Genomic DNA, 25,783 nt, shown 5'->3' with positions numbered 1-25,783 from the left:
GATGGACATCAATCTAAGCGACTTCCACTTCCTGCGCCCCTACTGGTTGCTGCTCGGTTTGTTCGGCGCATCGCTGCCCTTTTTTTGGCGGCACAGTCGTGATTTGCAAAAGCGTCTGCGCAACAGAATCGCGCCGCACCTGTTGTCGCATTTGTTAATAACCCCAAAAGATCCTCATCGCCTACGCCCTGTACATCTGGTGTGCGCGTTATTGGTATTAGGTGCCATTGCGGCGGCTGGGCCAACCTGGGAACAGGATCGACCAGACTTTCTGGAAAACCGGGCGCCGCTGATCATCGCCGTCGACCTGTCACCCTCCATGGACGCCAGCGATGTCTCGCCCACACGCCTGGAAGCGACCAAACACAAGCTCCACGACCTGATCCAACGCCGCTCCGGCGCACGCAACGCCCTGATCGCCTATGCCGGCAGCGCCCATCTGGTGCTGCCGGCCACCGACGATCCAGCGTTGCTCGACACCTTTATCCAAGCCTTGAGCACCGACCTCATCAGCACACCAGGGAAAAGCGTCAGCGCCGTGATCGATCAGGCCAATCGCCTGCTCGCCGCCGAAAAAACTCCCGGTACCCTGCTGCTGATCACCGACGGCGCGGACACCTCGGCGCTTGACGGGCTCGACAAGCAACTCGATGGCAGTGACCTTCAAGTGATGATCCTGGCCGTCGGCAACACGGATGGTGGCATCATCCATGACGCGGGTGGCGGCCCTCGCACCGACAGCAACGGGCGCCCGCAGATCGGCAGTTTCGACCAGGACGCGCTCAAGCAACTTGCATCCGCGCTGGACGCCCCGTTGGGCAGCCTGACCCTCGACAACGACGATCTGGACTGGATCGAACTGCACGCCGAACAACACTTCCAGGCCGCCAGTGACGAGCAGCGTGAACTGCACTGGAAAGACGCCGGTTACTGGTTGTGCTGGCCGCTGCTGTTGATTGCGTTCTTCAGCGTGCGCAAGGGCTGGAGCCTGAACTGGATGGCCGGTTTATTGCTAGCCGTGGGCTTGGGATTGCAACCGACGCCGGCTCAGGCCAATGCCTTGACGGACGCCTTCTTCACCCGCGACCAGCAGGGCCGCTGGGCTTTCGAACATGAACACTATCCGCAGGCCGCCGCGCTGTTCGTCGATCCGTACTGGAAAGGCGTGGCCGCGTACAACGCTGCGGACTTCGACCTGGCGCTTGCCAGCTTCGCGCGGCTGGACACGCCGCAAGCCTACTTTTATCTGGGCAATATCTACGTGCGCCGCTTCAAGTTCGATCAGGCCATCGCCGCCTATACCCAGGCGCTTAAATTACAGCCGCAGTTTCCGGAAGCCACGGCCAACCTGGCGCTGGCCATTGCCCTGGAGAAAGACACCGAAGACGCCGAAAAGAACACCCCCGAGGTTAAGCCTGATGAAATCAAGATGGACAAGGCGCCGGGCAAGGGACAAAGCAAAAAGGTGCAGACCGCGCAGGCCGCGTCCGATGAACAGTGGCTGCAGAACCTGACCACCTCGCCGGCCAAATTCCTCAAACAAAAATTCAGCTTGCAGGATCAGGTGGGGGGTAAACCATGATCAGCCTGAAAAATCACATTGAGTCTATCGTAAGCCCATTTACTACAAAACTTCCGCTGATACTCCTTTGTCTGTTCGCGACTAACTCCTTCGCTGTCGAGCTGAAAGTCCAGGCCACCCTGCAACCTGCCGACTCGGTCATGGTTGGCAGCCTGGTCGAGTTGCAATTGGTGATTCTCACCGACACCTGGTTCACCGATGCACCAACCCTGCCTGACCTAAAAATATCCGGCGCACTGGTGCGCCCACCCGACGGCCATGCCGAGCACCTGAACCAGACTCTCGACGGCAAAACCTACGCGGGCATGCGCTACAGCTACTTCATCACGCCGAACCTGGCTCAGGAGTTCGACATTCCGGCACTGACCGTACACGTCACGCCCGGACAAGCCACCAATGAGCTGAGTGCGAACAGTCAGCCATTACACTTCACCGCTGCCCAGCCCCCGGGGTTCCAACCCGATGAGCCGGTGCTGGTCGCTCAGGCGTTGCGCTTCACGCAAAAAATGACGCCTTCCGCCTCACCGCTGAAGGCAGGCGACAGCATCACCCGGGAACTGACGCTGCAGGCCGATGGCGCCTTGGCCATGGCCTTGCCCACCCCGTCACTGGGCGACATCAAGGGCCTGAGCCGCTATCCGAAAGCGCCGCAGATCAACAACCTCAACGACGGCCGAGGCAACTTCACTGGCGGCCAGCGGATCGACACCGTGACTTACCGGATCGACACAGAAGGCCACTACACCTTGCCCGCCATCGAGCTGAAATGGTGGGACGCCGGCAGTCGCCAGACGCGCACGGCGACCGTGCCTGCGCTGACTTTCGACGCGGCGATCAATACCGCTTACCAGCCGGTGTTCTCGATCACCGAAGACCTGAAAAAACTCGGCCAGCAAAACCGCCTGCACCTGTCCGGACACTGGGTCGGCTGGCTTGCGCTGCTGGCAGCAATAGTGGCCCTCGGCTGGTTCACCCGCCCCCTCGCCCACCGTCTATACATTGGCTGGCGGGCCCGACGCCAGGCGAGGCACACCGCGTGGCAAGCGTCGGCCGACTACGCGTGGCAGCAAATCCCGGCACAAATCGACAGCAGACCGGCACAGCTGAGTGCCCTGTATCTCTGGACACGCCGCACCCGTCACGGCCTGAAGTTGACTCACCTCGGCCCGCGCCTGCAAACCTTCCTGCGTGCCTGCTATGGCCGGGAATCGGTCAAAGAACAGGCATTGCGTCAACTGGGAGAATCCTTGTCTACGCTGCATAGTCAGGCCGAACGTGACAAGGCACCCGTCACCCCGGCGTTACGCCCACTCAACCCGGTTCAGGAGAAGGATTTCCCATGACCAACTCGACATTACAACGCCATTATCACAGGATGGTTTTCCTGTTGACCTTGGCCTTGAGCCTGCCCTTTCTAGTACAGGCGGCCGAACCGTTGCCCTCCTGGAACGACGGCCCTTCGAAGAAACAGATCATCGAGTTCGTCCAGGCCGTGACCGACCAAGGCAGCAAGGACTTCGTCAAACCCGAAGACCGCATCGCTGTGTTCGACAATGACGGTACCCTGTGGAGCGAGCAGCCGATGTACTTCGAGTTGCTGTTCGCCCTCGATGAGGTCAAACGCAACGCGGCACAGCACCCGGAATGGAAAACCACCCAGCCGTTCAAGGCGGTGCTGGAAAACGATCACAAGGCACTGGCCTCTGCCGGCATGGACGGTTTGCTGAAGATTGTCGGCGCCACCCACACCGGCATGACCACCGAAACCTTTGATGATTATGCCAAAACCTGGCTCAGCCAATCCCGGCACCCGAAAACCGGCAAGCCCTACACCGAAATGATATTCCAGCCGATGCTGGAAATGCTCGATTACCTGCGCAGCCAGGACTTCAAGACCTATATCGTGTCCGGTGGCGATACCGCGTTCATGCGCGCCTTTGCACAAAAAGTCTATGGCATTCCACCGGAGCAGGTGATCGGTACGACGTTCGTCACCGCATTTCAGTTCAAGAACGGTAAGGCGTCGATCCTGCGCACGCCAAAACTGGCTCACAACGATGACGGCCCGGGCAAACCGGAAAGCATCGACGCGGTGATCGGCAAACGACCAATCCTGGCGTTCGGCAATTCCGACGGTGACCTGCAAATGCTGCAGTGGACTGCGCAAGGCCCGGGCAAAAGCCTCATGGGATTGGTGCATCACACCGACGCCAAGCGTGAATGGGCTTATGACCGAAAATCCGATATCGGTCGATTGGATAAGGCTCTAGATGAGGCAAAAAATCATGACTGGACTATCGTAGACATGGCGTTCGACTGGAGTCGGGTCTATCCCTTTGACCTCCCGCCCCCCGAGCAAGCGCAATAAGAGTGGTTTACGCAGGATCGTAAGACAAGTTGGTCGCGGATAAGTGACTGAAGCTAGCGAAAGGAGCACTCAATGAATCGCATACGCAAGTGGATACCGAAACTGGCCTTCGTGGCAGCTTCGGTTATGGCGATCTCGGCAACAGCCGGGGCCGCCGAAAAACCCAACATTTTGGTGATCTTCGGTGATGACATTGGCCAGACCAACATCAGTGCCTACTCGATGGGCGTGGTCGGCTACAAGACACCGAACATCGACCGAATTGCCAAAGAAGGCATGATGTTTACCGACTATTATGCGGAGAACAGTTGCACCGCTGGACGGTCTTCGTTTATCACTGGTCAGACGCCGCTGCGCACCGGCCTTTCGAAAGTCGGTATCCCAGGCGCTCCGGTGGGCCTGCAAAAGCGTGATATCACCATCGCCCAGGCGCTCAAGTCCCAAGGTTATGCCACCGGGCAGTTTGGTAAGAACCACTTGGGCGACAAGGACGAATACCTGCCGACAAATCATGGCTTCGACGAATTCTTTGGCAACCTGTATCACCTCAACGCAGAAGAAGAACCCGAACGTCCGTATTGGCCAAAAGATGACCCGGAATTCGTCAAGGCGACGTCCCCTCGCGGTGTGATCCACAGTTTTGCCGATGGCAAAATTGAGGACACCGGTGCGTTGAATAAGAAACGCATGGAAACCATCGACGACGAAACCACCGCCGCTGCGCAAGCCTTCATCGAGAAACAGGCGAAAGCGGACAAACCGTTTTTTGTTTGGATGAACACCACGCGAATGCATGCGTTCACCCACGTGCGTGATTCGATGAAGGGCCAGAGCGGCATGCCCGGCAATGATTACGCCGACGGCATGATCGAGCACGACGGTGATGTCGGTAAACTGCTGAAAACCCTCGATGACCTGAAAATCACCGACAACACTATCGTGGTTTACACCACCGACAACGGCCCTAACCAGTGGTCGTGGCCGGACGCGGCGACCACCCCGTTCCGTAACGAGAAAAACTCCAACTGGGAAGGCGCCTACCGTGTGCCAGCAATGATCCGCTGGCCGGGCAAGATCAAACCGGGTGAAGTCTCCAACGAGCTGTTCTCCGGTCTGGACTGGTTCCCGACACTGCTCGCCGCCGCAGGTGACACCGACGTCACCAACAAGCTGCTCAAAGGCTGGGCGCCGACTTCCGGCGGCACCAGCTTCAAAGTACACCTGGATGGCTTCAACCAACTGCCGTACCTGACCGGCCAAAGCCCAAAAGGTGAGCGTAAGGAGTTCTACTACTTCAACGACGATGGCGTGCTGGTGTCGATGCGTTTCGGCAACTGGAAAGCCGTGTTCTGCGAACAACGCGCACCGGGTGGTTTCAAGGTCTGGAGCGAACCGTTCGTATGCTTGCGCGTACCGAAAGTGTTCAACCTGCGCATGGATCCGTATGAGCGTGCTGATATCGTTTCCGACCAGTACTATGACTGGGCGACCAAAAACGTTTATCTGACTGAAATGGCAGTCGGTAAGGCCGCAGCGTTCCTGCAGACTTTCATCGATTATCCGCCAAGCCAAAAACCGGCCAGCTTCAGCGTGGATCAGATCCGTGCTGCGGTAGACGCCAAAATCGCTGAAAAAATGAAAGCTGCACAGTAAGACTGCTAGACCGCCGCTCGGCCTCGTTGGCGAGCGGCCTTACCTTTTAGTTTTCAAATAACTACCTATATAAATAATCAACTCAACCAGAGCGGCGATAACAAGTCGTCGGTCGCCATACCTTCCCCTCACATTGCCCCTCCGATAATTCTGGCACCAGCTCTTTTGCTGTTTGCCTCCTGTGCTGCGGCACTGGTGTATCAAGTGTGATGGATAAAGCAGGTGCCACGGTTGGAGTTGAGGTCTATGCCATCCCCACCGGGATCCGCGCGTGCTTTGTCGGTTTGCTAGGGAAGCGCTAACACTGCTCGCCGACAGCCTCGAGGAAAAAACCAACGAAGCGATGGCGGCGCTGCATCTGGCTGCGCAACTGGAGCCAAAAAAAAATGCACAGTATGGTTATGTGTTAGCGATAGCGATAGCGATAGCGCTACACGACAGCGACAAGGTCGATGGAGCATGCGCGATTCTCGATGGCCTGCTTAAGGTACAACCGGCCAACCGTGAAAATCGTAATGCGGGGCAAAACATAAGAAAGCTTCTACGCTTATTAAGTCAGAAAATCAGTATCGGATGTCTGACCATGGTTAAAAATCCCGTAAAAAAACCGAATGACTAACGTTTGCTCTGAGTTTATCAATACCAGTGAAATCTAAATTTGCTTGCGCCTACAGCGCTCCAGTTCCAGCTTCAGATCTCACTCCCAGCTCATAGGAGTCTGTGCTTTCACCGAACAGACGCTGTCAGCCTCCTCCTATGTGTGCAACAAAAAGGATTGAATATGCGTAATGCGGATATCAGACTTCTAAGTACGGCCATGACAGGAGCGCTGTTGCTTTGCGCCTGCTCTGGATTGGAGCTTAAACCTTCCACCGACGAGGAAAACCGACAACGCATTATCGCCGATCAATCGCGCATGTATTCTGGGCAGGAACCGGTGACAGCGCCGATTACGTTCTACGACGCGGCCGCCCGAGCGCTCAAATACAACCTCGATTATCGGCTGAAGCTGATGGAGAGCGCGCTGGCGTCAGATCTGCGCGACGTCTCCAGCCATGAAATGCTGCCGAAACTGGTGGCCTCGGCAGGTTATGCTGGGCGGAACAATGATTCCGGCGGAACCTCGATCGGCATCGAAGACCGCCAGGTCAGCTTGCGCCCGTCGACTTCCGAGGAACGTTACCGCGAAATCTACGGTTTGGGTTTGAGTTGGAGTCTGCTCGATTTCGGCGTCGCCTATTACCGCACGCAACAGAAGTCCGACCAGATTCTAATGGCCGAAGAGCGTCGCCGCAAAGTTGCGCAAAACGTCCTGCAGGATGTGCGCAACGCATACTGGCGGGCACTCGGCGCGCAACGATTGATGCCGGAAGTCGACAAGCTGCTGATGCGCACCCACACCGCGCTGACCTCGGCTCGTGAAGCGGAAACCCGTGGACTGTTGCCACGTCAAGAGATCCTCGCTTACCAGCGCGCCCTTCTCGACTCTGTCTATTTGCTAACGGTGCGCCGCCAGGATCTGGAGTTCGCTCAGGCCGAGCTGTCGGCGCTGATGTCGCTGCCGCCAGGATCGAAAATGGTATTGGCCGACGTTCCTGATCCACCGCTGCCCGAAGTTGGACAGAGCATGGCACAGCTTGAGCAATTGTCGCTTGAGCACCGCCCGGAAATCATGGAAGAGTGGTACCGCAAACGGGTCAACCAGAAAGACCTGGACATCGCCAAGGCGCAATTGTGGCCCAACGTCAGTGTCGACTTCGGTTACCGCTACGATTCCAACAAATACCTCTACAATAACGACTGGAACGCCACCGGCCTGCAAGTCTCGATGAACCTGCTGCGCCTGCTGCAATTGCCGTCGCTTAATGCCGCGCAAAAATCCCAGAGCGAGACCGATGACACCCGGCGCGTGGCGCTGTCAATGGCAATCCTGACCCAAGTACGGGTCGGTACTCTGCGCTATCAACTGGCGCGCCAGGAAGTGGAGTTCACCGAAGACAGCCTGCGGGTCGACCGCAGCCTGCTCGACTATGCCCAGGCGGCGAAAACCGGTGCACTGGGTTCCGAGCTCGAAGTGATCCGCTCCGAAGGCCGCTACCTGCTCTCGCGCTATCAGCGGGAGGCAGCATTCTCCAGTGCCCAGGCCGCATGGGGTCGCCTGTACAACTCCGTGGGCCTGGACGTCCTGCCGGAGGAAATTTCCAAGAACGACATCAAGACCCTATCCCGGGAAATCCAGCGCACATTGAACGAACAAGAGCAGCGACGCCTGCTCATCACTCAGCAAGGAACGCCGAATGCGCAAAACCGCCCTTGAGTCCTATTCTCGGATCGAGGATGGATTAACTTTAAATTATTGTGGTTGGATTACTGCTGGCGCGGCCTCTTGGCTCCTCAATTCAGTTGATTGCTCCACCTGCGGTTTTTGATTTTCGTCGTCAGATTCTTGGATGCTTACGGGAGCTATTCGGTCAGCAAGCGCTAACGCCACTGCCAAGACAACAAACCCAAATATCACTGGGAATGAGCCTCGCCAAAATATGATTTGTTGGCGGCGTTGGCGTGTGTTCATTTTTCACCCCGTTCAACCGGATAGCTTAGGTAAAGTGAGACTCCTCGCTGCCTGATAACTCTACCGTTCTCTGCGACGGCCAACCATGAAAGCTGTCGGTTAATCGACTTAATACCTAAATACATCGTCTGCATCGAACTCCGCTGAGACATCCTGTGGGGGAATAACAGCTTGCTCCCGCCAGCGGCTTTTTCGCTTCGGGTGAAAGAACGCAGAAATCAACAACCTGACGTTGGCGGTTCTGGTGACGCCTGAGTGAGTAGGCTCTTGGTACCTCGCGGAGCCATTGATGACACACACCACAGCTTAGCCATGGGGATGCGAGCGCTCGGACGGAGAAGCAACCATGCACGCAAGATTCAGAGTGATTGAGACCACTACATCGAACGATGGAAGCACGCGATATCGTGTTGTTGATCTCGTAGAGGGGGGCAGCCAGCAAGCATGGCATGTTCAGAATTAGGACAGATGCAGACGCTGTTTGCTCAACGTTGAAGGCCCCAATTCACAGGATAAAAACTCAATGCATCTGCAGCCTCGCTCTGACATGGCTGTTAGGTTCCAGACAGAAGATCACGATGCCGTCCGTGTGGAATGGTTACGAGGTCGGCAAGGAATCATGCTCTGAAAGCATGCTTTGCAGGCATTCTTGATTAAGCTCTAGGCAAGCACTCTCTGCTTGAGCACGTGTCTCATAGACAGTTTTGAGGCGCAGCTTTTCTTCGTTGTCGTAGAGGTTGAAGCCGATCGGAGCTGTTTTGCAGTAGAAACGCACTCCGCTGCGCATAGACTCCGTTTCTGTTGGTACTGCGGGGACAACGACAAATCTCGAAATCATTTTCAGGCCCTCTCCATTTATTCATCATTAATAGCGGCTGTTGGCCACCACAGCAAGAGATGAACTTTGTTTTCCGATGAAAACACGGACGGCCAAAGTCACTGAGTGGAGTCGCTTCAGAGCGAGATTGTGTGCTTCTAAAGCCCCTCTGCTATGCCAATCTTTCCTAGAGAGCAATTGGATATTTGCATAGATTTGCCTATCCATATGCATTCGACCTGATCAGTCATTTGCATTGGATTTGAACTACACGATTCAAAGACATCACCGACGGAAAACGACCATCAGGGGCCACTTGATGATGCACCTACCAACACCTTTCTTGCGATATGCCCCCTGACATCTAGACTCCTACGCGTCAAGCGGGGGGAGCACGAACGGGAGTTTACGATTCCATTGGAAGCTACCATCAGCGCGTAAATTTGACTCCACGGCGCAAGGCGCAAGTCAACAATTCCAGAGAGGAAATCATCGATGCCCCATACATTGAAAGCACTATCCGTAGCCGTGGTTTTTCTGGCGTTTAATGCCCCTGTCCATGCGCAGGAACTACAGCAAACCAGTTTCGCGAATCTGACACAGCCTACCAGTGACGTGGTTATGCACACTGAGTATGCGAAGACTATTGCGCGCATGGCATATGTCTGGGGCTGGCCAATGGTGAACCAGCTCAACCGCAGCCAGACCATCACCAAGGCACCCCAGCCAGGCTTGCTGGGCGGCATCCTGCCGGTGGCGCCATTCGGCCGGCTGAGCATGTTGCATGACTACATCGAGCCGTCCGAAACCTTTGTCACCTGCCCGAACCAGGACGTGACTTACGGCCTGGGCTTTTTCTCACTAGACGAACATCCCGTCGTGGCCCAGGTGCCAGACTTCGGTGACCGGTTCTGGGTCTATGCGTTGTATGACCAGCGCACCGACCAGTTTGGCGAGGTGGGCAAACCCTACAACACCAAACCAGGTTTCTACTTGCTGGTAGGCCCTAACTGGAAGGGCGAAAAGCCCGAGGGGATTGAAGGGATTCTTCGTAGCCCGACTGCATTGGCCAACGCCATACCACGGGTGTTCATGGACGATACGCCTGAAGATCGAGTGGCCATCCAGGAAAAACTTAATCAGATCGTTTTCTACCCGCTTTCTGAATTCGACGGCAAGATGAAAACCGTCGACTGGAAGAAAGCGCCGATCATCCCAAATCCAAATGCCACGTCCGCCAAGGCGGGAGAAACCCATTGGGTTATCCCGGAGAAGTTTTTCGATGAGCTTCCGCAGGTATTAGACATGGTTCCGCCCCTGCCGGGAGAAGAGGCGATGTACGCACAGTTCCGCCAATTGATGGATGCCGCCGCGAAAGACCCGGCGATCAAAAAAGTGCTTGTGGAGGTGGCCACGCAAACCGAACAAGAGGTAATCAAGCCGTTCTTCGAGTGGAAACATAACGGTCGTCCGGCGGGCAATGGCTGGAACCGCTCAGCCAATAATGCACAGTGGGGAGTGGACTATTTCAATCGCACCGGAACATCCAAGTCGAACATGTTCGACAACCGTCCCACCGAGACCCAGTACTACTACACCGACTTCGATGGCGCCGGTGCCCAGCTCAATGGCAGCCATGGCTATGAAATCACGTTCGCCAAGGGCGAGGAACCACCAGTCCAAGGCTTCTGGTCGCTGACGCTATATAACAAACAACACCTGTTCAGCGACAACCCGCTCAAACGTTACTCTTTGGGCACCAAAAACAAAGATCTGGTGCGCAACGCCGATGGTTCGCTGACGCTGTATGTCGGGCCGACTTCACCGGGCAAGGACAAAGAAGCCAACTGGCTGCCTTCACCGAAAGAAAACATCTCGCTCTACATCCGCGCTTACTGGGGTCAACAGGCGATCCTTGATGGCAGCTGGAAGCCTCCGGTGATCAAGAAAATTAAATGACGCCGTGACTGTGCAGCAGCGTATTTGCTGCTCCACTCAATCGTGTTCAGGAGAACGGTAATGGCTTTATATCAGCAACGGAGATTCGCCGTCTCGGCACTGGTCGCAGCTTTGCTACTGGTGCCAAGCGTTTACGCGGCAGACAGCGCACCAGCTTCACCACTGATCAAACAACTTAACAATGGCAATTGGCTCGATCCGAAAGAGGCCGAATCCCTGCGTGACGAGCTGTACTACCAGCGCGCAATTCACGCGTACATGACCATGCTGCCTGCACTCAATGTCATTGGCTTGCGTGACGGATCGGAGAAAGCATTCGGAAGTGGCTACAACGTGCTGCCAATTTGGAAGCAGCGTATGGACTCTCGTGCCATGGTGCCGACGCCGAATGCTGACGTGATCTATTCCATGAGCTATCTGGATCTGAAGAAAACCGGGCCGCTGGTGGTCAAGGCGCCACCTAACGTCATCGGCATGTTCACCGACTTCTTCCAGCGCACGCTCACCGACGTCGGTGCTGTGGGGCCAGACCGCGCGCGGGGTGGTCTGTACTTGATTTTGCCACCGGACTACACCGGGCCTGTGCCGTCCAGCTATTTTGCCGTCAAGTCGCGCACCTATAACGTGTTCCTGTTTTTTCGCACCGTCATGGCCAAGGGTGAGGGAAAGCCTGACCCGGCACCTGCGGTCAAGTCTGCCGAGACCACACGCGTCTACCCACTGTGGGCAACGGAGAAGGATGCCAAGCCCATGGAGTTCCCCGACGCCAGCGGCAAGGCGTTGGACATGATGTATCCGACGGACAACGAGTATTGGAATAAGTTGAAGGCGTTTGTCGACTATGAGCCGGTAGAGGCGATTGATCCTGAGTTACGGGGAGTGCTGGCCTCCATCGGTATCATCAAGGGCGAGCCGTTCAAGCCAACCGAGCAGCAGCAGGCCCTGCTGAAAAAGGCGGTCGAGATGGCGCCTCGAATGATCCTGGCTAACCGCCAGTTAGGGCGTGAGGACAAGCGTAATCTCTACTATGCGGATCGCCAGTACGAGAACACCTGGGCAGGCGGCACGGCGGAGTGGATGCAGGACAGTTACCTGGACGTGAGCCAGCGCGCCAACTTCTTCCAGTTCGCCTATTCGTCGGCACCGGCGATGGTGATGCACACCACTGGCGCCGGTTCCAAATACCCGTTCACCGCTCGCGACAAGGACGGGAAATACCTGGAAGGTGCCAGCACCTATAAACTGCGTTTGCCGCCGAATGCCCCGGCTGCGCTGTTCTGGGCCGTCACGGCCTACAACATCACCGACGGCACCATGCCGCAGACCAAACAGCTGATGCCCTCTACCAATGGTTATTACGACATTCCCAAGCAGGCGGACGGCTCCATCGAAATCTGGTTCGGGCCGGACAAGCCTGCTGATGTCGCGGACTCCGCGTTCATCCAGACCATTCCCGGTCGTAACTTCCTGGTTGCCTTGCGTCTCTATGGCGCGGAAGACGCGTTCTATGACCAAACCTGGAAGCCGGACGATGTCGTCAAGGTGAAATAATGATCTAGAACAGGATCAGCTAATCAGCGCTGGAGGCGATAAATATGGCCAGCGCTGATTTGACTTGATACTCAGCACTCGCCGACCAACAACCGCTTCAAATCCACCTAATGAATTGGGAAGGCCAAGCAGGTTAGATTCGTTGAGTTTCGGTACTGCATGGCTCTCAGCGGAGGGACGTTGACACGTAATGCTGAGTGATTTGGTATCATGTAGAACTCCCAATACATCCCCAGTATTTCCTACCAGTGCTGCGAGCAGAACGTAAAGTTTCCAGAGCCGCAACGCACATCAAAAATTCGCACTCCTTTGCATATTTTTGCATCGATGAGCAGTCGTTCCGTGAAATCGGATTTGGAATGTGACATTGGTTACTATCGCTTATTTTACGGCACTCTGAACGCTAGGTTGCGGTGCTGCAAAGGAGCTCTTAGCCTATTTGCAGCGGTTAAATCCGCTGATGACCATCAATCCGACGCACCTGTATAGCAGTCGGCATGCCCTGCTCTATCTCATTTCTAGACTACGCTTCGGGCTGGAGGTCACTCGCACCTTCTTCACGCAAACTCGAAAACCTAGTCGACACGCATCGCCAGATTTGCATCTACTTTTAATTGCAGTCGATGGGAAATAAAGGAATAGAACCAATGATAGGCATGAGAAAGATTTTGCTCTGTACAACCCTATTGGGAACGGCCACTGCACACGCTGGGCAGCTGGTGACACCTGACAACTACTCCCGCGCCGAAGTGGACGAATCCTATAAAAATATCGTCAAAGATGTGGGGTCAAACGCCTTTCGCCACGACAGGGCGCTTATGCCCTTGGACAAGCAGCCTGCGGTCACCATGAACCGTGACACGGTGTATTCATTTGGTGTGTTTTACGTGCCCGAGGGTACAACCATCACCTTGCCGAAATCAGCCGATAATCGTTATCAGTCGGCCATGATCATGCAGAACGACGATTTTACCGATCAGGTTTTCTACGCGCCGGGGACATTTGAGATCAAGTCAAAAACCGAGTTTGCTGCGGTGGTCATGCGTACACAGATCAATCCGAACGATCCTGCCGATACCCAAAACGTCAAAACGCTTCAGGATGGCATCAAGGTCAATTGGCCAAAAGGCACCGTGCCGAAGGAATACAAAATCGTCGACTGGGATGACGCCAGCCGTATGAAACTGCGCTCCGAATATCAAAAAGAGGCCGCCAAGCTAACGAATTTCAACGACACGTCAGGCGCTCGTGGGGTCATCAAGCCGGAAATGCTTCGACTCAGTGCGTCAGTTGCACTGGGGCTGCTGCCGGCGAAAGATGCCGTGTACCTCTACCGTGATTACGGTTTGAGTGGCGACAAATGCTACAAGGCGACCTATGCCAAGCCCGAGATTCTGGAGGGCGGGTTCTTTTCCTTCACGATGTATGGAGCCGATAAATACCTGAAAAGCGAAGACTCCAACCTGAACAATCGAGCGATGCACTTCAACGACGACGGAACCTTTACGGTGCACTACGGGCCGAAGGCAAAATGTGGGGAGGTGGCGAATTGGCTGCCGACACCGGGCGATAACTGGTACCTCGGCATGCGCATCTATCGTCCTGGCGAAAGTGTTATCAGTGGCAAGTACGCCATACCGGAACCGACTGCTGTCAACTAGGCGGTATCGCTTCAGGGCTGAAAACGCTGCAAACCCTTTAAACAGCTTTGGCCAGCGGGAGTGACACCCGCTGGCCAAAGTGCTTTTTCAGCGTGGGAACAACAAGGTGACAGCGAAACGAAAACCCCAACCTTGCGGGCCATCGTCAGGGCTGTCGACCCAGTAACGCGGCCCCGCTTGCAGCGTCAGGGGCTGGCCGCCGATTTTTAGTAGTTGCGTGACCATCAGGTTGACCGGCACCGACCATTCGCGTGATTGCCAGTTGTAGGTTGACTCGGAGTTCACCCCCCACGTGGTGAAGGTGCTGGTGGTGTAGGACAGGAAGGGTTGCAGGAACGTTTGGTTAACCTTGTCCTTGTCATCCGGCGGACTACCTTCCAATCCCCAGATGTGATTGGCCAGAATGCCGTGCGTCCAGCCGTTTTCCTGCTTCAAGGCAACGGCGGTCGGGCCGATCCCCCATTGCTCGTTACCGAGTAACTCGTCGCTGCCGGTAGGAATCAATATCGCCGGGCCCACCCCGAGTATCCAGCCACTGTCAGTGGGTTGTTTGGGCGAAAAGAAAAAACTCTGGGTGATGTCTCCGACACCCGATTTGTCCGCCGCGCCATTGGGTGCCAAGCCGTGCTGGTCGATGACCGGCAGGATGGTGCGAGAGATGAGATTCCAGTCATCATTTAATGAAAACGGCAGCACCGGTTGAATATTGGTGACGCTGTGCATGCCGTCACCGGTCGGGCCTATCTTCTGATCCCAGTTGTACTGCACCGGCAGGCTGTACATGGCCGCGACCGGATTAAGCGCTTTCTTGGCCAGCTCTGCCGAGTCCTCTGCCTGAGCCCCCGGCATGAACCCCAGGATAGCGACGAGCGTCGCCCCCCTGCTCCAGCATTGTTTATCCATCCCCATACTTCGCCCCTATAGGTCAATGATCACTGGCTGAAAGGCTTTGGCTCCGGCAGTTTGTACTCGTTGTTCTGAACCGACTTGTCGGGCATATAGACCCGGAACGCGAGTGTCCAATTGTCCGTGGGTGCGGTCAGCAAGTTCGCTGCATCCTTGCCGCAGCTTTGCGGACTGCCAAAGTGCAGGGTGAAGGTCTTGCCATCCTTGTTGGGCACGATCTCGTGGTTCGAAAGGCTGGAGCCCTCCTCGGTGTGCAGGTAAAGATCATTCCCGTAAATCGTCATGGAATAGAAACCCAGCTGCGGGTTGGCCATGCCAGGCACGGGGTAATTCGCGGTGTAGCAGGTGTCTTTCTTGACCTTGTATGACTTGAAGGAATACCAGGCGTGCTGATCAGGCAGCAGCCCGGTCGCCACTGCCACACCGACGTTGATGTCATCCTGTGGAATGGTGCCACGAGCCCCCATGGTTTTGCTTACCCCACGGGTGTCGGCCACCTTCACGTAGTGCGCTTTAACTTGCTTCAGTTGCTCCTGGTTCCAGTCAATGGCCTTGAAGGCTTTTGGCGTGTAGCCGGCTGGAAAACTGACCTTGTACTGATCCTGGATGGCATTAGCCTTCGCCACATCGGCTGGATCATTGGGGTTTACTTGTGTACGGATATTGACCACGACGAAATTGGTGACGGTTTTCGGGTCGATGGTGTATTCACCCTCGCCGTAGTAGACGTTGTCGGTGACGTGGTCGTGCTGCATGACGTGCACCGAGGTGTAACGGCCATCGCCCTTGGGCACATGGATGGTGGCGCCGTGAGACGCGTCGATGATGGCGAAGGAGTACAGCGTATCGCGATTCATCAACACTGCTGGCTGCTTGTCGAGTTCCATGGGTTTGCGGTGGTTGTAAAACTTGTTAGTCGCTCCGAGTTTCACCTCGTTCTGCATTGACTCATCCAGTGTGGAGAAAGCGAAATTTTCTGGTGTGACAGCCACATTCTTTTGTCCTACCAACGTAGTTTCCAATTGACGGGCAGCATCCAGGCTAAGCAGAGGCGTTTTCTCCTCGGCCTGTGCCGCATGGATACTCATTGCCAACAGACTCAACAGGACAGTAGTCGGTGCCAGTAACTTCATCGAAATCGCTCCTTGCAAAAAATTCAAATTGAGCGTGTCAACGCTCCAGTAATGCCGCCGGCTGATTGAAGGCCTGCCACCATTCGGCAGCAAGAAGTCCATCATGGGGGCCACCAAATGCAAAGCGTAGGCAATTGTGACCAATCTGCAACGTTTCTCTGGGCTAGAGCGGTGAATGAAGCTTTACAGTTACGCAGCAACGAGTCGAATTGAGCTGCTCTGCATTGTCCAGTCGTGAAATGCTCGGCAGTCAAGGTTTAAGCCCGATGCAAGTGCCGAATAATGCTGATTGCAATAAATGGTTAAGTAACCGCAATTGCACTTACATCACTTATAGGTTCGACCCATAACTGCCTATTGACTAATACAGGTAGCAATTCAAAACTGGCCGTGAGTTGGTGTTGAGCCAATGGACGAAAATTTCAGAGGTTGGTCATACCGTATACTCGTATCAAATGACTCTCGCGAAGAACAGCATAGCAAATAGAGCACATCGTAATTATGTTCTAGACTTTCACTCGCAATGAAACCACTGCCAAGAAGCGAAAAAATAGACCATGGACGACTTTTTTGTTGTTCAAAAGAGCCCCACTACCCGCTGATCACAACGTAGAGCGCTATTTTTAGACCGTGGGCACGCGCACAGATGAATCATTAATGCATCGCTATTCGGATCACCAGAAGGCAGAGATGCAGTGCCAGCGAGATGCTGACTAACGCACCAGCGGGGTATCGTTGATCTAGTCGTCGAGGCTCTCGAAAAGTAAAGCACTTTGGTCTCGACGTTCATCTTTAATGAAGCGCTTCGTGGATGCTCCTCCCGATGTTTCCTAAGAACCATCACGAGTGTTCGCCAAAGTACTTTGATACCCTCTGGGCCACCCCAGACGGAAGCAGTATCTACTCTGTCGACTTAAACAGTACGTACCAACCTTACCTCTAGCGGCGGTCACCAGGTGCTGCTACGTGAGAAAAAACTAACAATTCAACGTTCACATAGTCAGCCAAGTGTTTGCGCCACCCCCGGTGCTGATCTACTGTCAATGTGCTTAAGTCCATTGACAAACCAGACGGGAAGGTAATGTTATGGCGACTCCCAAACTCAAAACACTATTCGTCAGCGCCTCACTATGGGTGGCGTTTTGCTCCGCAGCTTTGGCCACCGACGCACCGCAAGAAGGTACAGCAGCCAGGGGGGGGCAGACGGTACTGCCCTACGCCGAGCAAAAGTACCGAGGTAGTGTGGGCACCACATATCTGAATTCCGACCCGGCGGAGTTCCCTGCTCCGCTGAAGGCGCCCAAAGGCGCACCGAATGTCTTGTTGATTCTCCTGGATGATGTGGGCTTTGGTCAGTTTTCGGTATCGGGAGGCGGCGTACCGGCACCTAAGATGGATCAGTTGGCCAAGGAAGGGGCGCTGTTCAACCGCTTCCATACCACCGCAGTGTGCTCTTCTTCACGGGCCGCGCTGTTGACCGGTCGCAATCATCACGTTGCAGGAACCGGTAATATCACCGAGGTTGCCACTGGTTTTGATGGCTATACCGGGATCATTCCCAAGGACACGGCGACCATTGGAGAGATCCTCCGGGAAAATGGCTACATCACCTCCTGGATCGGGAAAAACCATAACACACCGATCTACGAAACCAGCCCGATGGGGCCGTTCGATCATTGGCCCAACAAGCTGGGGTTCGACTTCTTCTACGGCTTCATGGCCGGCGATACGAATCAGATGCGCCCTTATCTGTACCAGAACCAGACCCCGATCGGCACACCAACCGCGAAGGACTATTACCTGAGTGTCGATCTCACCGATCACGCCATCAACTGGCTTGAAACCATCCGATCCGTGCAGCCGGACAAACCCTGGTTCATGTATTTCGCCCCGGCTGCGACGCATGCTCCCCATCAGGCGCCCAAAGAGCTGATCGATCAATTCAAGGGCAAGTTCGACATGGGTTGGGACGCCTACCGCGAGCAGGTCTTCGAACGTCAGAAGAAAATGGGCGTCATTCCACAGAACACCGACCTCACGGCTCGCCCTGCCAGTCTGCCGGCCTGGGACTCGCTCAATGCGGATCAGAAACGCCTGTACGAGCGCATGATGGAAGTGTTCGCCGCCTATGGCTATCAAGTGGATCAACAGGTCGGCCGGGTACTGGACTACGTGGCCGCGTTGCCCGACGCTGACAACACACTGATCATCTACATCGTGGGCGACAACGGTGCGTCTGCAGAAGGCAGCATGGACGGCACGTTGAACGAGAACGCGTTTTTCAATGCCTATCAAATGAAGACTGAGGAGATGCTGGGACAAATCGATGAAATCGGTACCGAGAAGCACTTTAACCACTTCCCCGCCGGTTGGGCGCACGCAATGAACACCCCGTTCCAGTGGACGAAACAAGTTGCCAGTCACCTGGGCGGCACTCGAAATCCGATGATCGTGAAATGGCCGGCCAAACTTAATCATGGCGGTGAAGTACGCAACCAGTTCACCCATATCATCGACGTTGCTCCGACCATCCTGGCTGCCGCTGGAATCGATGAACCGCGCAGCGTGGACGGCACGCCGCAGACGCCTATTCAAGGGCGCAGCTTCCTCAACGCGCTGGTGGATACCAAGGCACCAGAGTTCCGTACCAGCCAGTATTTCGAAATGTTCGTCAATCGCGGCATGTACAAAGATGGCTGGTGGGCGGGCTCGCTGGCCTTCGAACCTTGGCAGCCGGAGCGCGGCAAGTTCGATCCAATGACATCCAAGTGGGAGCTCTACAACCTCGACAAGGACTTCTCGCAAGCCCACGACCTGGCGAAGGAAAACCCAGAAAAACTGGCCGAGATGGAGGCACTCTGGTGGGCCCAGGCCTCGGCCAACAAAGCGTTGCCGCTTGACTGGCGTGGCGCGGAGCGTTTCAGCTCCGAACTCACCGGCAAGCCAAACCTGGCCGCAGGCCGCAGCACTTATGTCTACCCGGTCGCGCTGACCGGACTACCGGAAGCTTCAGCGCCTGACCTGAAGAACAAATCCTTCAGCATCACAGCCAAGGTCACCGTCAAGGACAATGCCAACGGGATGATTTTCACCCAGGGTGGCAATACCGGCGGCTGGGCGTTCTATATAAAAGACGGAAAACTTTCGGGTGTTCACAACTTCCTGGACGTTCAACGTTATTCAGTCACCAGCAACGACCCGGTGGCCGCCGGCGATCACGAACTGAAAATGGCGTTCACCTATGATGGCGGCAAGGCACCAGGCAAAAGCGGCACCTTGACGTTGTCGGTGGACGGAAAAGCCGTTGGCTCGGGCAAGATCGAGAGAACGACGCCGTTTAAGTATTCGCTGTCGGAAAACCAGGACATTGGTTCAGATACGGGTACGCCGGTCACTTATGATTACACCCCGCCCTTTAATTTCGAGGGCACCCTAGGGCAAGTGGTGGTCGATCTTCCCAAGTAGTGGCTCATCCAGCATGTTATCCATGACTCCACTCATGGATAACATTGCCTTCCACCAAGATAACCGCTTTGCTTGAAAGCGGTTTTCTGCCATTTTCGGCTGAACAGATTCGTTCCGACTGCAAAGTTCCGGGCTGAGGCAGGCTCAGGATAAGGAAACCCGTTGCGCTTGATATCTCTAGTTCTGCTGGTTTTGTACGCGCTGGGCCAGCAAATGGCGTCAGCAGAAGAGCCTTCTCCCCCTCCAGGACTCGCCAGCGATATGGCGGGATATGCCCCAGCGAATAGTTGTCTGGGCTGTCATGCCAAGCAGGCTGTTGCCTGGAAAGGTTCCGATCATGATTGGGCCATGCGTGAAGCAACGCCAAAAAATGTGCTTGGCAACTTCAACAACACCAGCTTTTCCGATGCGGGTGTCACCACGCGGTTCTTTCGCAAGGGCCAAGGTTACTTCGTCAACACTGAAGGTGCCGATGGCAAGGTCGCGGACTTTGAAGTGCGGTACACCTTCGGCCACTTCCCGCTTCAGCAGTACCTGATCGCCTTTCCCGGAGGCCGTTTACAGACCCTGACCATTGCCTGGGACAGTCGGCGCAAACCAGCCGGTGGTCAGCGCTGGTTTTCGCTGTATCCAGGCCAGCGATTTGCACCCGGCGATCCGCTGCATTGGACTGGGCGGTACCAGAACTGGAACGCCATGTGCGCCGACTGCCACTCCTCCAACCTGCTCAAGCACTACAACGACAAGCAGGACACCTTCGCCAGCACCTGGCATGAACCGAACGTAGGTTGCCAAGCCTGCCACGGGCCCGGGCAAGCCCATGTCGACTGGGCTAAAGGAGCAACGACCAAGACGCCCTATCCCTCGGCTCAAAACATCGGTCTCAAGGTCGACTTCAAGGCGTTGGGCAGCCAGGGGCTGGTCGAACAATGCGCCTATTGCCACAGCCGCCGGCAAAGCCTGGGGGTTGGTCAACAGCCCGGCCGCAGCCAGTTGGCCGCCACCCTGCCCGCCACCTTACGACAGGATCTCTACCATCCGGACGGGCAAATCGATGGTGAAGTCTATGTCTACGGTTCATTCGCCCAGAGCAAGATGTTTGCCGCCGGCGTTACTTGCACCGATTGCCATGACCCGCACACCACCAAGGTGAAAATCCAGGGCAATGGACTTTGCCAGCAATGCCACAACCCCGCGCCGCCATCCCGGTTCCCCAGCCTGCTGGCAAAGAATTACGACACGCCCGATCACCACCATCACCCCGCAGGCTCCCCAGGGGCCCAGTGCGTCAACTGCCACATGCTGGCCAAGACCTACATGATCGTCGACCCCCGTCGTGACCACAGCTTGCGCATCCCGCGTCCTGATCTGGACGAAAAAACCGCCAGCCCGGATGCCTGCACCACCTGCCACCAAGGCAAGACACCCGCCTGGGCGGCCAAGGCGATTGACGACTGGTTCGGCCCACGGCAACGCCCGGCGCACTATGGCGAAACCTTTCACAGCGTTCGCGAGGGCTCGGGCGATAGCCTGGCGTTGCTGGGCGAGGTGATCAAGGATCTAGGAAAACCTGCCATTGTGCGGGCCACCGCTGCCGAGCAACTGGCCAGCATGGGCGAGCCGGCCTTGCCTTCGTTGCGCCAGGCACTGAAGGATGATAGTCCGTTGGTACGCACCTATGCCGTAGCAGGCTTCACCAACCTGCCACCGGTACCTCGCGTGCAACAGCTGCTTGAACTGTTGGACGACCCGGCGCTATCGGTTCGTGATGAAGTCTTGCGAGCCTTGGTGGGCATCCCCACTTCGGCACTGCCTGAAAGCAGGCGAGAAACCCTCAAAACAGAGTTGGCCGCTTACGAGCGGCGCCTGCGAGGCAACGCCGACCTGCCGGGTAATCGCCTGAACCTTGCGGTGTTTCTGCAACGGGACAATCGCCAACTGGAAGCCCTTGAAGAGTACCGGCAAGCCCTGCGGCTTGACCCCTACTTCTCCCCCGCCAGGGTCAACCTGGTTAACCTGGCCAATGATCTGCTCAGGCCCGAAGAAGCCGAGTCGGCGCTGCGCGTAGGCCTGGCATTGAAGGGCATGCCGAAGCAGGATCACGGCAATCTGGCCTACATGCTCGCCTTGTTTTTGGTCGAACACGACAACGCAGAAGAGGCACTTCAATGGCTGGAGACCGCCGCCAATGAACTTCCGCAGAACTCACGCATTCGCTACAACCAGGGGCTCCTGCTACTACGCTTGCAACGCACTGACCAAGCCCGGGAAAAATTGCTGGCGGGGCTGAAGCAATCACCCAACGACTCCGATCTGCTGTATGCGCTGATCTACCTGAATGCGGTGACCGGCCAACTTGATCAGGCGCGTGATTACCTGCAACAGCTCGAAAATACCGCCCCGGAAGATGAGCGCCTGCCCGCTTTAAAACAACAGCTACGAAGTCGCTGAAGCCCTAAACCAAGGAGATCACCGAACGATCCGGTCGAAGGGAGACAAGCGTTTCTGGAAGAGTTCATCAACATCATGAAGGGCGCAGTGAACGAGGCAAGAGTCTGGTGCTATCAAACTGATTGCCCATCCGCTGATCACTTGGTTGCTCGCCTTTTATGTATTTCGCCTACCGCTGATGTGGGCACAAGCTGCTCTGCTTCTGAGCGCCCTGCCGACCGGCACAGGGCCATTTATGCTTCCAGAGTTTTACCGTCGCGATGGCTCGCTTGTGTCCAACACGATATTGATCGTCGACCCTCGGATCGCTGATAACTCTAATCGGCATGCCTTTACTTCATTGTACGTAGACCCAGCGAAGAGATGCGTCTGCTTAATGTGCGACACTCGCAAAAAATGGCCCACTCGGGCTAATGCCGATCAGTTAAGCCTTCTCGCTTGACCTTTGGCCGCAAGAATTCAAAATCCGATGCCTGTACTAGCATCGGATTTTTTTATGCGTCTCGCTCGGGCACTGGAACTGACCCACAACATCGCCTCCACCCCCTACGCCATCGAGGTGTTGGGCTCGTTGCTCGATCCTTCTTTGGTCGAGCAGACGCTAGAACAGGCCGGCGTTGCGCAAGCGGCGCGTGCCCTTGGAATGATGCTGTGATGCGTCATCTCCATGGCGTTTTTCCGGCGCATGTCGGCGTGGGATGTAGTCAGTTGCATGAACATCATGCTGCCAGGTCACCGTCCGTTGTTGGCGCCCAGTGCCGTAGTCCAGGCCTGTCAGCGATTGGGCAGCGGAGGCTGTACGACGGGTCTTCAATCTGATGCAGAAAAGCTGGCATGAAGCGACCGGCTACCCGACCTGGGCTGGGTTGCGTTTGCTGGGGGTCGACGGCGTCGTCTGGCGAACGCCCCACACACCCGGAAACCGTGCGCGTTCCGACTCCGCCAGCGACCAGCATGGCGATACCGGTTTTCCATTCTTTCAGTTGATTGTGGTTGCCACCTTTGGCTTAGACGACTTCGCCAGTGTGAGGGTATTTATAGACCCGAAACGTAACTCTATCTCCCACCCTCGGCAAACTCGCTCGGTCAGGTCAGGTCAGGTCAGGTCAGGGTTACTACCTGCGAACAGATCCTGACTCAAATCACCGTGACAGCCGCATTCAATATCAACACCACAATCAAACCGACCACGGCTACGATGGATTGAACCACCGAAATGGTCTTGGTGGCTTCGCCCATAGTCATGCCGAAGGATTCCTTCACCATCCAAAAGCCCGCATGGTTCGCATAGTTGAAGAACAGTGAGCCGCAGCCTATGGACAAGGCAAGCAGAGGCAGGTTGAGGCTGGGATCAGCACCTGCAAGCGGCGCCAGCAAGCCAGCAGCACCAACGATACCTACAGTGGCGGAACCGGTAGATACCGAGAGCAACATCGCGATCAACCAACCCAAGATCAACGGAGGAAACGCAGACTGCTGAGTCAGGTGCACAATGGCATCGCCCACCTTGGCGCTGGTCAGCAGCTCCTGAAAGGCACCACCGCCGGCGATGATCATGATGATTGAGGCGATTGGCTTGAGGCTCTTGCCCAGGGATTCGCGCAATTGCCCCGCATCGCCACCCCGCGCGAGTACCAGACTTGCCCCTGCGAACAGCACGCCTAGGAGCATGGCTATCAGGGGATTGCCCAAGAAACTAGCCATGTTCAGGAACGCATTGCCCTTGGGTAATACCATCTCAGCGACGGCATGAATCAGCATCAGGATCGCCGGAAGCAAGGCTGCCAGCACGCCAAGGCATACGCTGGTGCTTGGTTGATCGTCACCTTTTTCAGCAAGGGTGAACTGATCCAGCAAAGCCTGATCGGGCCGAGTGCTCATGCGCGGCGAAATGAATGCGCCATAAAGCGGGCCGCCTAAAATCATTGCAGGAATAGCCGCAAGGAAGCCATAGAGCATTGTGGGCCCAACTGAGGTTTTGAGCGCGGCGATGGCCGTCAAGGGGCCCGGGTGCGGCGGTACCATCCCGTGCATGGCTGCAAGTGCCGCAATCACCGGAACACCTACATACACATACGCTGAACCTTTGAAGCGAGCCTGGCTTTCCAACTTTCGCGCCACGCTGAAAATCAGCGGCAGCATGATCACCAAGCCCACCTCGAAAAACATGGGAATGCCAGTTACAAATGCAACCATCATCATGGCCCAAGGAATCATCCGATCCGATGTTCGCTTGAGGATGACCTCGGCGATCTGCTCTGTGACGCCTGCGTCAGCAAGAATTTTGCCTAGCATCGCTCCAAGCGCGATTACGACCCCTACTGCCCCCAGTGTCTTCCCGGCGCCGGTGATCAAGTGGGTGACGATGGATTCTGGCTCCATACTGGTTGCAAAGCCAACGCCAACGGAAACTACTAGCAAGGCCAGGAGCGGGTGCATTTTGAGACGCGACACGATGAGCGCCACCAGCATCAGGACGCTCACCAATGCGGTCAGTAAGAGGTCTATATCTAAAGGAGTCATGAAAGGATCTCGGTTGGGCTGGCGCCCAAACTGCACTCAGATTTGAAAGAGAAAGTTGAAACCGTAATGCCGGTCGGCGCTCGCGATAAACCAAACATCGTTTGGGTGCTTTCAACCTCGGCATTGGATAACGTGTTCATGGAATCCACTCTCTTGTAATTGGAATAGCTGCTATTACGCAGAACTTCCCGATGCGGCACGAGAGGTTTGACTGCAACGTCGCACTTCGAACGTTCTGTATGTATTCGTTTAAATGGGTGAGATGAATGGTCATCTGCAAATGCAGGCGTAAATTTCAGCTTTCGCCTTCTGCAAAACCGAATAACCTTCGAGGGGCTTGCACCAGCAACGAATAGCTAACCTGCGTCGAACACTCCATGGCTTGCAACTGATCGACTACGGTGCTGAAACCGATGCTTTGCTCATGCTGCGTATGCGGCCAGTCGCTACCCCACACCAACTGGCGAAGGCCGAAACTTTGTTCCAGCAGCGGTAAAGCCATTCGAGCAAAATTGATGTTCTGTTGCGGCGTACCTCCCAAACGATAGATTCCCGAGACCTTCATCCAGATCGAACCTTTCGATCCCAGCTCCAGTAACTCGCAAAACCCGGGCTGATCGACACCCGAGTTCGCATCCGGTCGACCAAAGTGATCAATCACCAACTTCAAACCGAACGGCGTCAATTGACGGATCAGTCCCGGCAGATCCTTTACCTCCCGATGCAACTCGACATGCCAGTCAAGATCAGCAATGTGGCTGAAAAACTCCCTCCAGGCACTGTTACGGAAATCAGGTAACGTCTTACCCATCAGGTTCAAGCGAACGCCGACCACGCCCAGATGATCCATGTCATTCAACATGGCGCGACTGACGCCTGGCTCCACCACAACCACGCCTCGCAATTGATCCGGCGCTTGCCTCAACGCCGCCAGCAAGTAGTTATTGTCGGTGCCGAGAAAGCTCGGTTGCACCAATACGCCATGACTCAGACCATGAGCGTGCAAGTGCGTCAGATACTGCTCAAGCGTGGCGTCGTAATCAGGGGTATAGCGCCGTGCGCCGACCAGATTTAGATCACGGCTAAACACGTGCGCATGGGAGTCGATGCCGATGATCGGCGTAGAACAGGTATCAGTCATA

The 25,783-nt window shown here is 55.7% G+C and carries 18 protein-coding genes; 13 read left to right on the top strand and 5 right to left on the bottom strand.

The window, feature by feature from the left end:
* Position 1: 1 nt before the first annotated feature.
* The 6 genes from ABVN21_RS02040 to ABVN21_RS02015 all read left to right on the top strand — a co-directional run bounded on the left by ABVN21_RS02040 (position 2) and on the right by ABVN21_RS02015 (position 7,920).
* Complete coding sequence (locus tag ABVN21_RS02040; RefSeq protein ID WP_339555555.1) at positions 2–1,582, top strand: VWA domain-containing protein; 1,581 nt, start codon at positions 2–4, stop codon at positions 1,580–1,582.
* Positions 1,579–2,925 carry a hypothetical protein gene (locus ABVN21_RS02035; RefSeq protein WP_339555554.1) on the top strand — a complete coding sequence of 449 codons (1,347 nt, stop codon included), beginning with the start codon at positions 1,579–1,581 and terminating at the stop codon, positions 2,923–2,925. Before ABVN21_RS02040 ends, ABVN21_RS02035 begins: the two co-directional genes overlap by 4 nt.
* On the top strand, positions 2,922–3,950 hold the full coding sequence (locus ABVN21_RS02030) for an HAD family hydrolase (RefSeq protein ID WP_339555553.1): 1,029 nt from the start codon (positions 2,922–2,924) through the stop codon (positions 3,948–3,950). Before ABVN21_RS02035 ends, ABVN21_RS02030 begins: the two co-directional genes overlap by 4 nt.
* 72 nt (positions 3,951–4,022) lie before the next feature.
* The gene (locus tag ABVN21_RS02025) at positions 4,023–5,603 is read left to right on the top strand and encodes an arylsulfatase (protein WP_339555552.1); all 1,581 of its coding nucleotides are present in this window, start codon (positions 4,023–4,025) and stop codon (positions 5,601–5,603) included.
* Positions 5,604–5,874: 271 nt separating this feature from the next.
* A complete protein-coding gene (locus tag ABVN21_RS02020; protein WP_339555598.1) occupies positions 5,875–6,222 on the top strand; it encodes a hypothetical protein in 348 nt (115 codons plus the stop codon).
* Positions 6,223–6,384: 162 nt separating this feature from the next.
* Entirely contained in the window at positions 6,385–7,920 is a 1,536-nt protein-coding gene (locus ABVN21_RS02015) for a TolC family protein (protein WP_339555551.1), read from the top strand.
* Between the two features lie 853 nt (positions 7,921–8,773).
* Here ABVN21_RS02015 and ABVN21_RS02010 read toward each other — a convergent pair.
* Positions 8,774–9,013, bottom strand: coding sequence for a hypothetical protein (locus ABVN21_RS02010; protein WP_339555550.1), 240 nt, complete (start codon positions 9,011–9,013; stop codon positions 8,774–8,776).
* Between the two features lie 600 nt (positions 9,014–9,613).
* Here ABVN21_RS02010 and ABVN21_RS02005 point away from each other — a divergent pair.
* From ABVN21_RS02005 to ABVN21_RS01995, 3 genes are all read left to right on the top strand, one after another.
* Positions 9,614–10,951 (top strand): DUF1254 domain-containing protein, encoded by a 1,338-nt coding sequence (locus ABVN21_RS02005; RefSeq protein ID WP_339555549.1) that lies wholly within the window; start codon positions 9,614–9,616, stop codon positions 10,949–10,951.
* 60 nt (positions 10,952–11,011) lie between these two features.
* The gene (locus ABVN21_RS02000) at positions 11,012–12,502 is read left to right on the top strand and encodes a DUF1254 domain-containing protein (RefSeq protein WP_339555548.1); all 1,491 of its coding nucleotides are present in this window, start codon (positions 11,012–11,014) and stop codon (positions 12,500–12,502) included.
* A 656-nt stretch (positions 12,503–13,158) separates the two neighbouring features.
* Positions 13,159–14,163, top strand: coding sequence for a DUF1214 domain-containing protein (locus ABVN21_RS01995; protein WP_353637220.1), 1,005 nt, complete (start codon positions 13,159–13,161; stop codon positions 14,161–14,163).
* An 87-nt stretch (positions 14,164–14,250) separates the two neighbouring features.
* Here ABVN21_RS01995 and ABVN21_RS01990 read toward each other — a convergent pair whose 3' ends face one another.
* Together ABVN21_RS01990 and ABVN21_RS01985 are read right to left on the bottom strand one after the other, a co-directional pair.
* Positions 14,251–15,012: a transporter gene (locus tag ABVN21_RS01990; RefSeq protein WP_339555596.1), complete on the bottom strand. Its 762-nt coding sequence runs from the start codon at positions 15,010–15,012 to the stop codon at positions 14,251–14,253.
* A gap of 83 nt (positions 15,013–15,095) precedes the next feature.
* Entirely contained in the window at positions 15,096–16,202 is a 1,107-nt protein-coding gene (locus tag ABVN21_RS01985) for a DUF1254 domain-containing protein (RefSeq protein ID WP_339555546.1), read from the bottom strand.
* Between the two features lie 1,086 nt (positions 16,203–17,288).
* On the opposite strand from ABVN21_RS01985, the gene ABVN21_RS01980 reads away from it, so the two are divergent.
* The 4 genes from ABVN21_RS01980 to ABVN21_RS01965 all read left to right on the top strand — a co-directional run bounded on the left by ABVN21_RS01980 (position 17,289) and on the right by ABVN21_RS01965 (position 22,956).
* The gene (locus tag ABVN21_RS01980) at positions 17,289–19,667 is read left to right on the top strand and encodes an arylsulfatase (protein WP_339555545.1); all 2,379 of its coding nucleotides are present in this window, start codon (positions 17,289–17,291) and stop codon (positions 19,665–19,667) included.
* Positions 19,668–19,880: 213 nt separating this feature from the next.
* Positions 19,881–22,118 carry a HEAT repeat domain-containing protein gene (locus ABVN21_RS01975; RefSeq protein WP_339555595.1) on the top strand — a complete coding sequence of 746 codons (2,238 nt, stop codon included), beginning with the start codon at positions 19,881–19,883 and terminating at the stop codon, positions 22,116–22,118.
* 496 nt (positions 22,119–22,614) lie between these two features.
* On the top strand, positions 22,615–22,773 hold the full coding sequence (locus ABVN21_RS01970; protein ID WP_339555544.1) for a hypothetical protein: 159 nt from the start codon (positions 22,615–22,617) through the stop codon (positions 22,771–22,773).
* A gap of 12 nt (positions 22,774–22,785) precedes the next feature.
* Positions 22,786–22,956, top strand: coding sequence for a hypothetical protein (locus ABVN21_RS01965; RefSeq protein WP_353637219.1), 171 nt, complete (start codon positions 22,786–22,788; stop codon positions 22,954–22,956).
* Between the two features lie 299 nt (positions 22,957–23,255).
* On the opposite strand, the gene ABVN21_RS01960 is transcribed toward ABVN21_RS01965, so the two are convergent.
* Positions 23,256–24,641 carry a gluconate:H+ symporter gene (locus tag ABVN21_RS01960; RefSeq protein ID WP_339555543.1) on the bottom strand — a complete coding sequence of 462 codons (1,386 nt, stop codon included), beginning with the start codon at positions 24,639–24,641 and terminating at the stop codon, positions 23,256–23,258.
* A 295-nt stretch (positions 24,642–24,936) separates the two neighbouring features.
* The gene (locus tag ABVN21_RS01955) at positions 24,937–25,782 is read right to left on the bottom strand and encodes an amidohydrolase family protein (protein WP_339555542.1); all 846 of its coding nucleotides are present in this window, start codon (positions 25,780–25,782) and stop codon (positions 24,937–24,939) included.
* Between the last annotated feature and the right edge of the window lies 1 nt (position 25,783).

This window comes from Pseudomonas sp. MYb327, from assembly GCF_040438925.1.
GTDB lineage: Bacteria > Pseudomonadota > Gammaproteobacteria > Pseudomonadales > Pseudomonadaceae > Aquipseudomonas.
The sequence above is the reverse complement of the archived record's forward strand: the minus strand, read 5'-3'. Positions and strand labels throughout refer to the sequence as shown.

Coding starts and splice junctions, on each gene's coding strand:
- ABVN21_RS02040 (WP_339555555.1), top strand. CDS start 2: ATGGACATCAATCTAAGCGACTTCCACTTCCTGCGCCCCTACTGGTTG.
- ABVN21_RS02035 (WP_339555554.1), top strand. CDS start 1,579: ATGATCAGCCTGAAAAATCACATTGAGTCTATCGTAAGCCCATTTACT.
- ABVN21_RS02030 (WP_339555553.1), top strand. CDS start 2,922: ATGACCAACTCGACATTACAACGCCATTATCACAGGATGGTTTTCCTG.
- ABVN21_RS02025 (WP_339555552.1), top strand. CDS start 4,023: ATGAATCGCATACGCAAGTGGATACCGAAACTGGCCTTCGTGGCAGCT.
- ABVN21_RS02015 (WP_339555551.1), top strand. CDS start 6,385: ATGCGTAATGCGGATATCAGACTTCTAAGTACGGCCATGACAGGAGCG.
- ABVN21_RS02010 (WP_339555550.1), bottom strand. CDS start 9,013: ATGATTTCGAGATTTGTCGTTGTCCCCGCAGTACCAACAGAAACGGAG.
- ABVN21_RS02005 (WP_339555549.1), top strand. CDS start 9,614: ATGCACACTGAGTATGCGAAGACTATTGCGCGCATGGCATATGTCTGG.
- ABVN21_RS02000 (WP_339555548.1), top strand. CDS start 11,012: ATGGCTTTATATCAGCAACGGAGATTCGCCGTCTCGGCACTGGTCGCA.
- ABVN21_RS01995 (WP_353637220.1), top strand. CDS start 13,159: ATGAGAAAGATTTTGCTCTGTACAACCCTATTGGGAACGGCCACTGCA.
- ABVN21_RS01990 (WP_339555596.1), bottom strand. CDS start 15,012: ATGCCGGGGGCTCAGGCAGAGGACTCGGCAGAGCTGGCCAAGAAAGCG.
- ABVN21_RS01985 (WP_339555546.1), bottom strand. CDS start 16,202: ATGAAGTTACTGGCACCGACTACTGTCCTGTTGAGTCTGTTGGCAATG.
- ABVN21_RS01980 (WP_339555545.1), top strand. CDS start 17,289: ATGGCGACTCCCAAACTCAAAACACTATTCGTCAGCGCCTCACTATGG.
- ABVN21_RS01975 (WP_339555595.1), top strand. CDS start 19,881: ATGGCGTCAGCAGAAGAGCCTTCTCCCCCTCCAGGACTCGCCAGCGAT.
- ABVN21_RS01970 (WP_339555544.1), top strand. CDS start 22,615: ATGCGTCTCGCTCGGGCACTGGAACTGACCCACAACATCGCCTCCACC.
- ABVN21_RS01965 (WP_353637219.1), top strand. CDS start 22,786: ATGGCGTTTTTCCGGCGCATGTCGGCGTGGGATGTAGTCAGTTGCATG.
- ABVN21_RS01960 (WP_339555543.1), bottom strand. CDS start 24,641: ATGACTCCTTTAGATATAGACCTCTTACTGACCGCATTGGTGAGCGTC.
- ABVN21_RS01955 (WP_339555542.1), bottom strand. CDS start 25,782: ATGACTGATACCTGTTCTACGCCGATCATCGGCATCGACTCCCATGCG.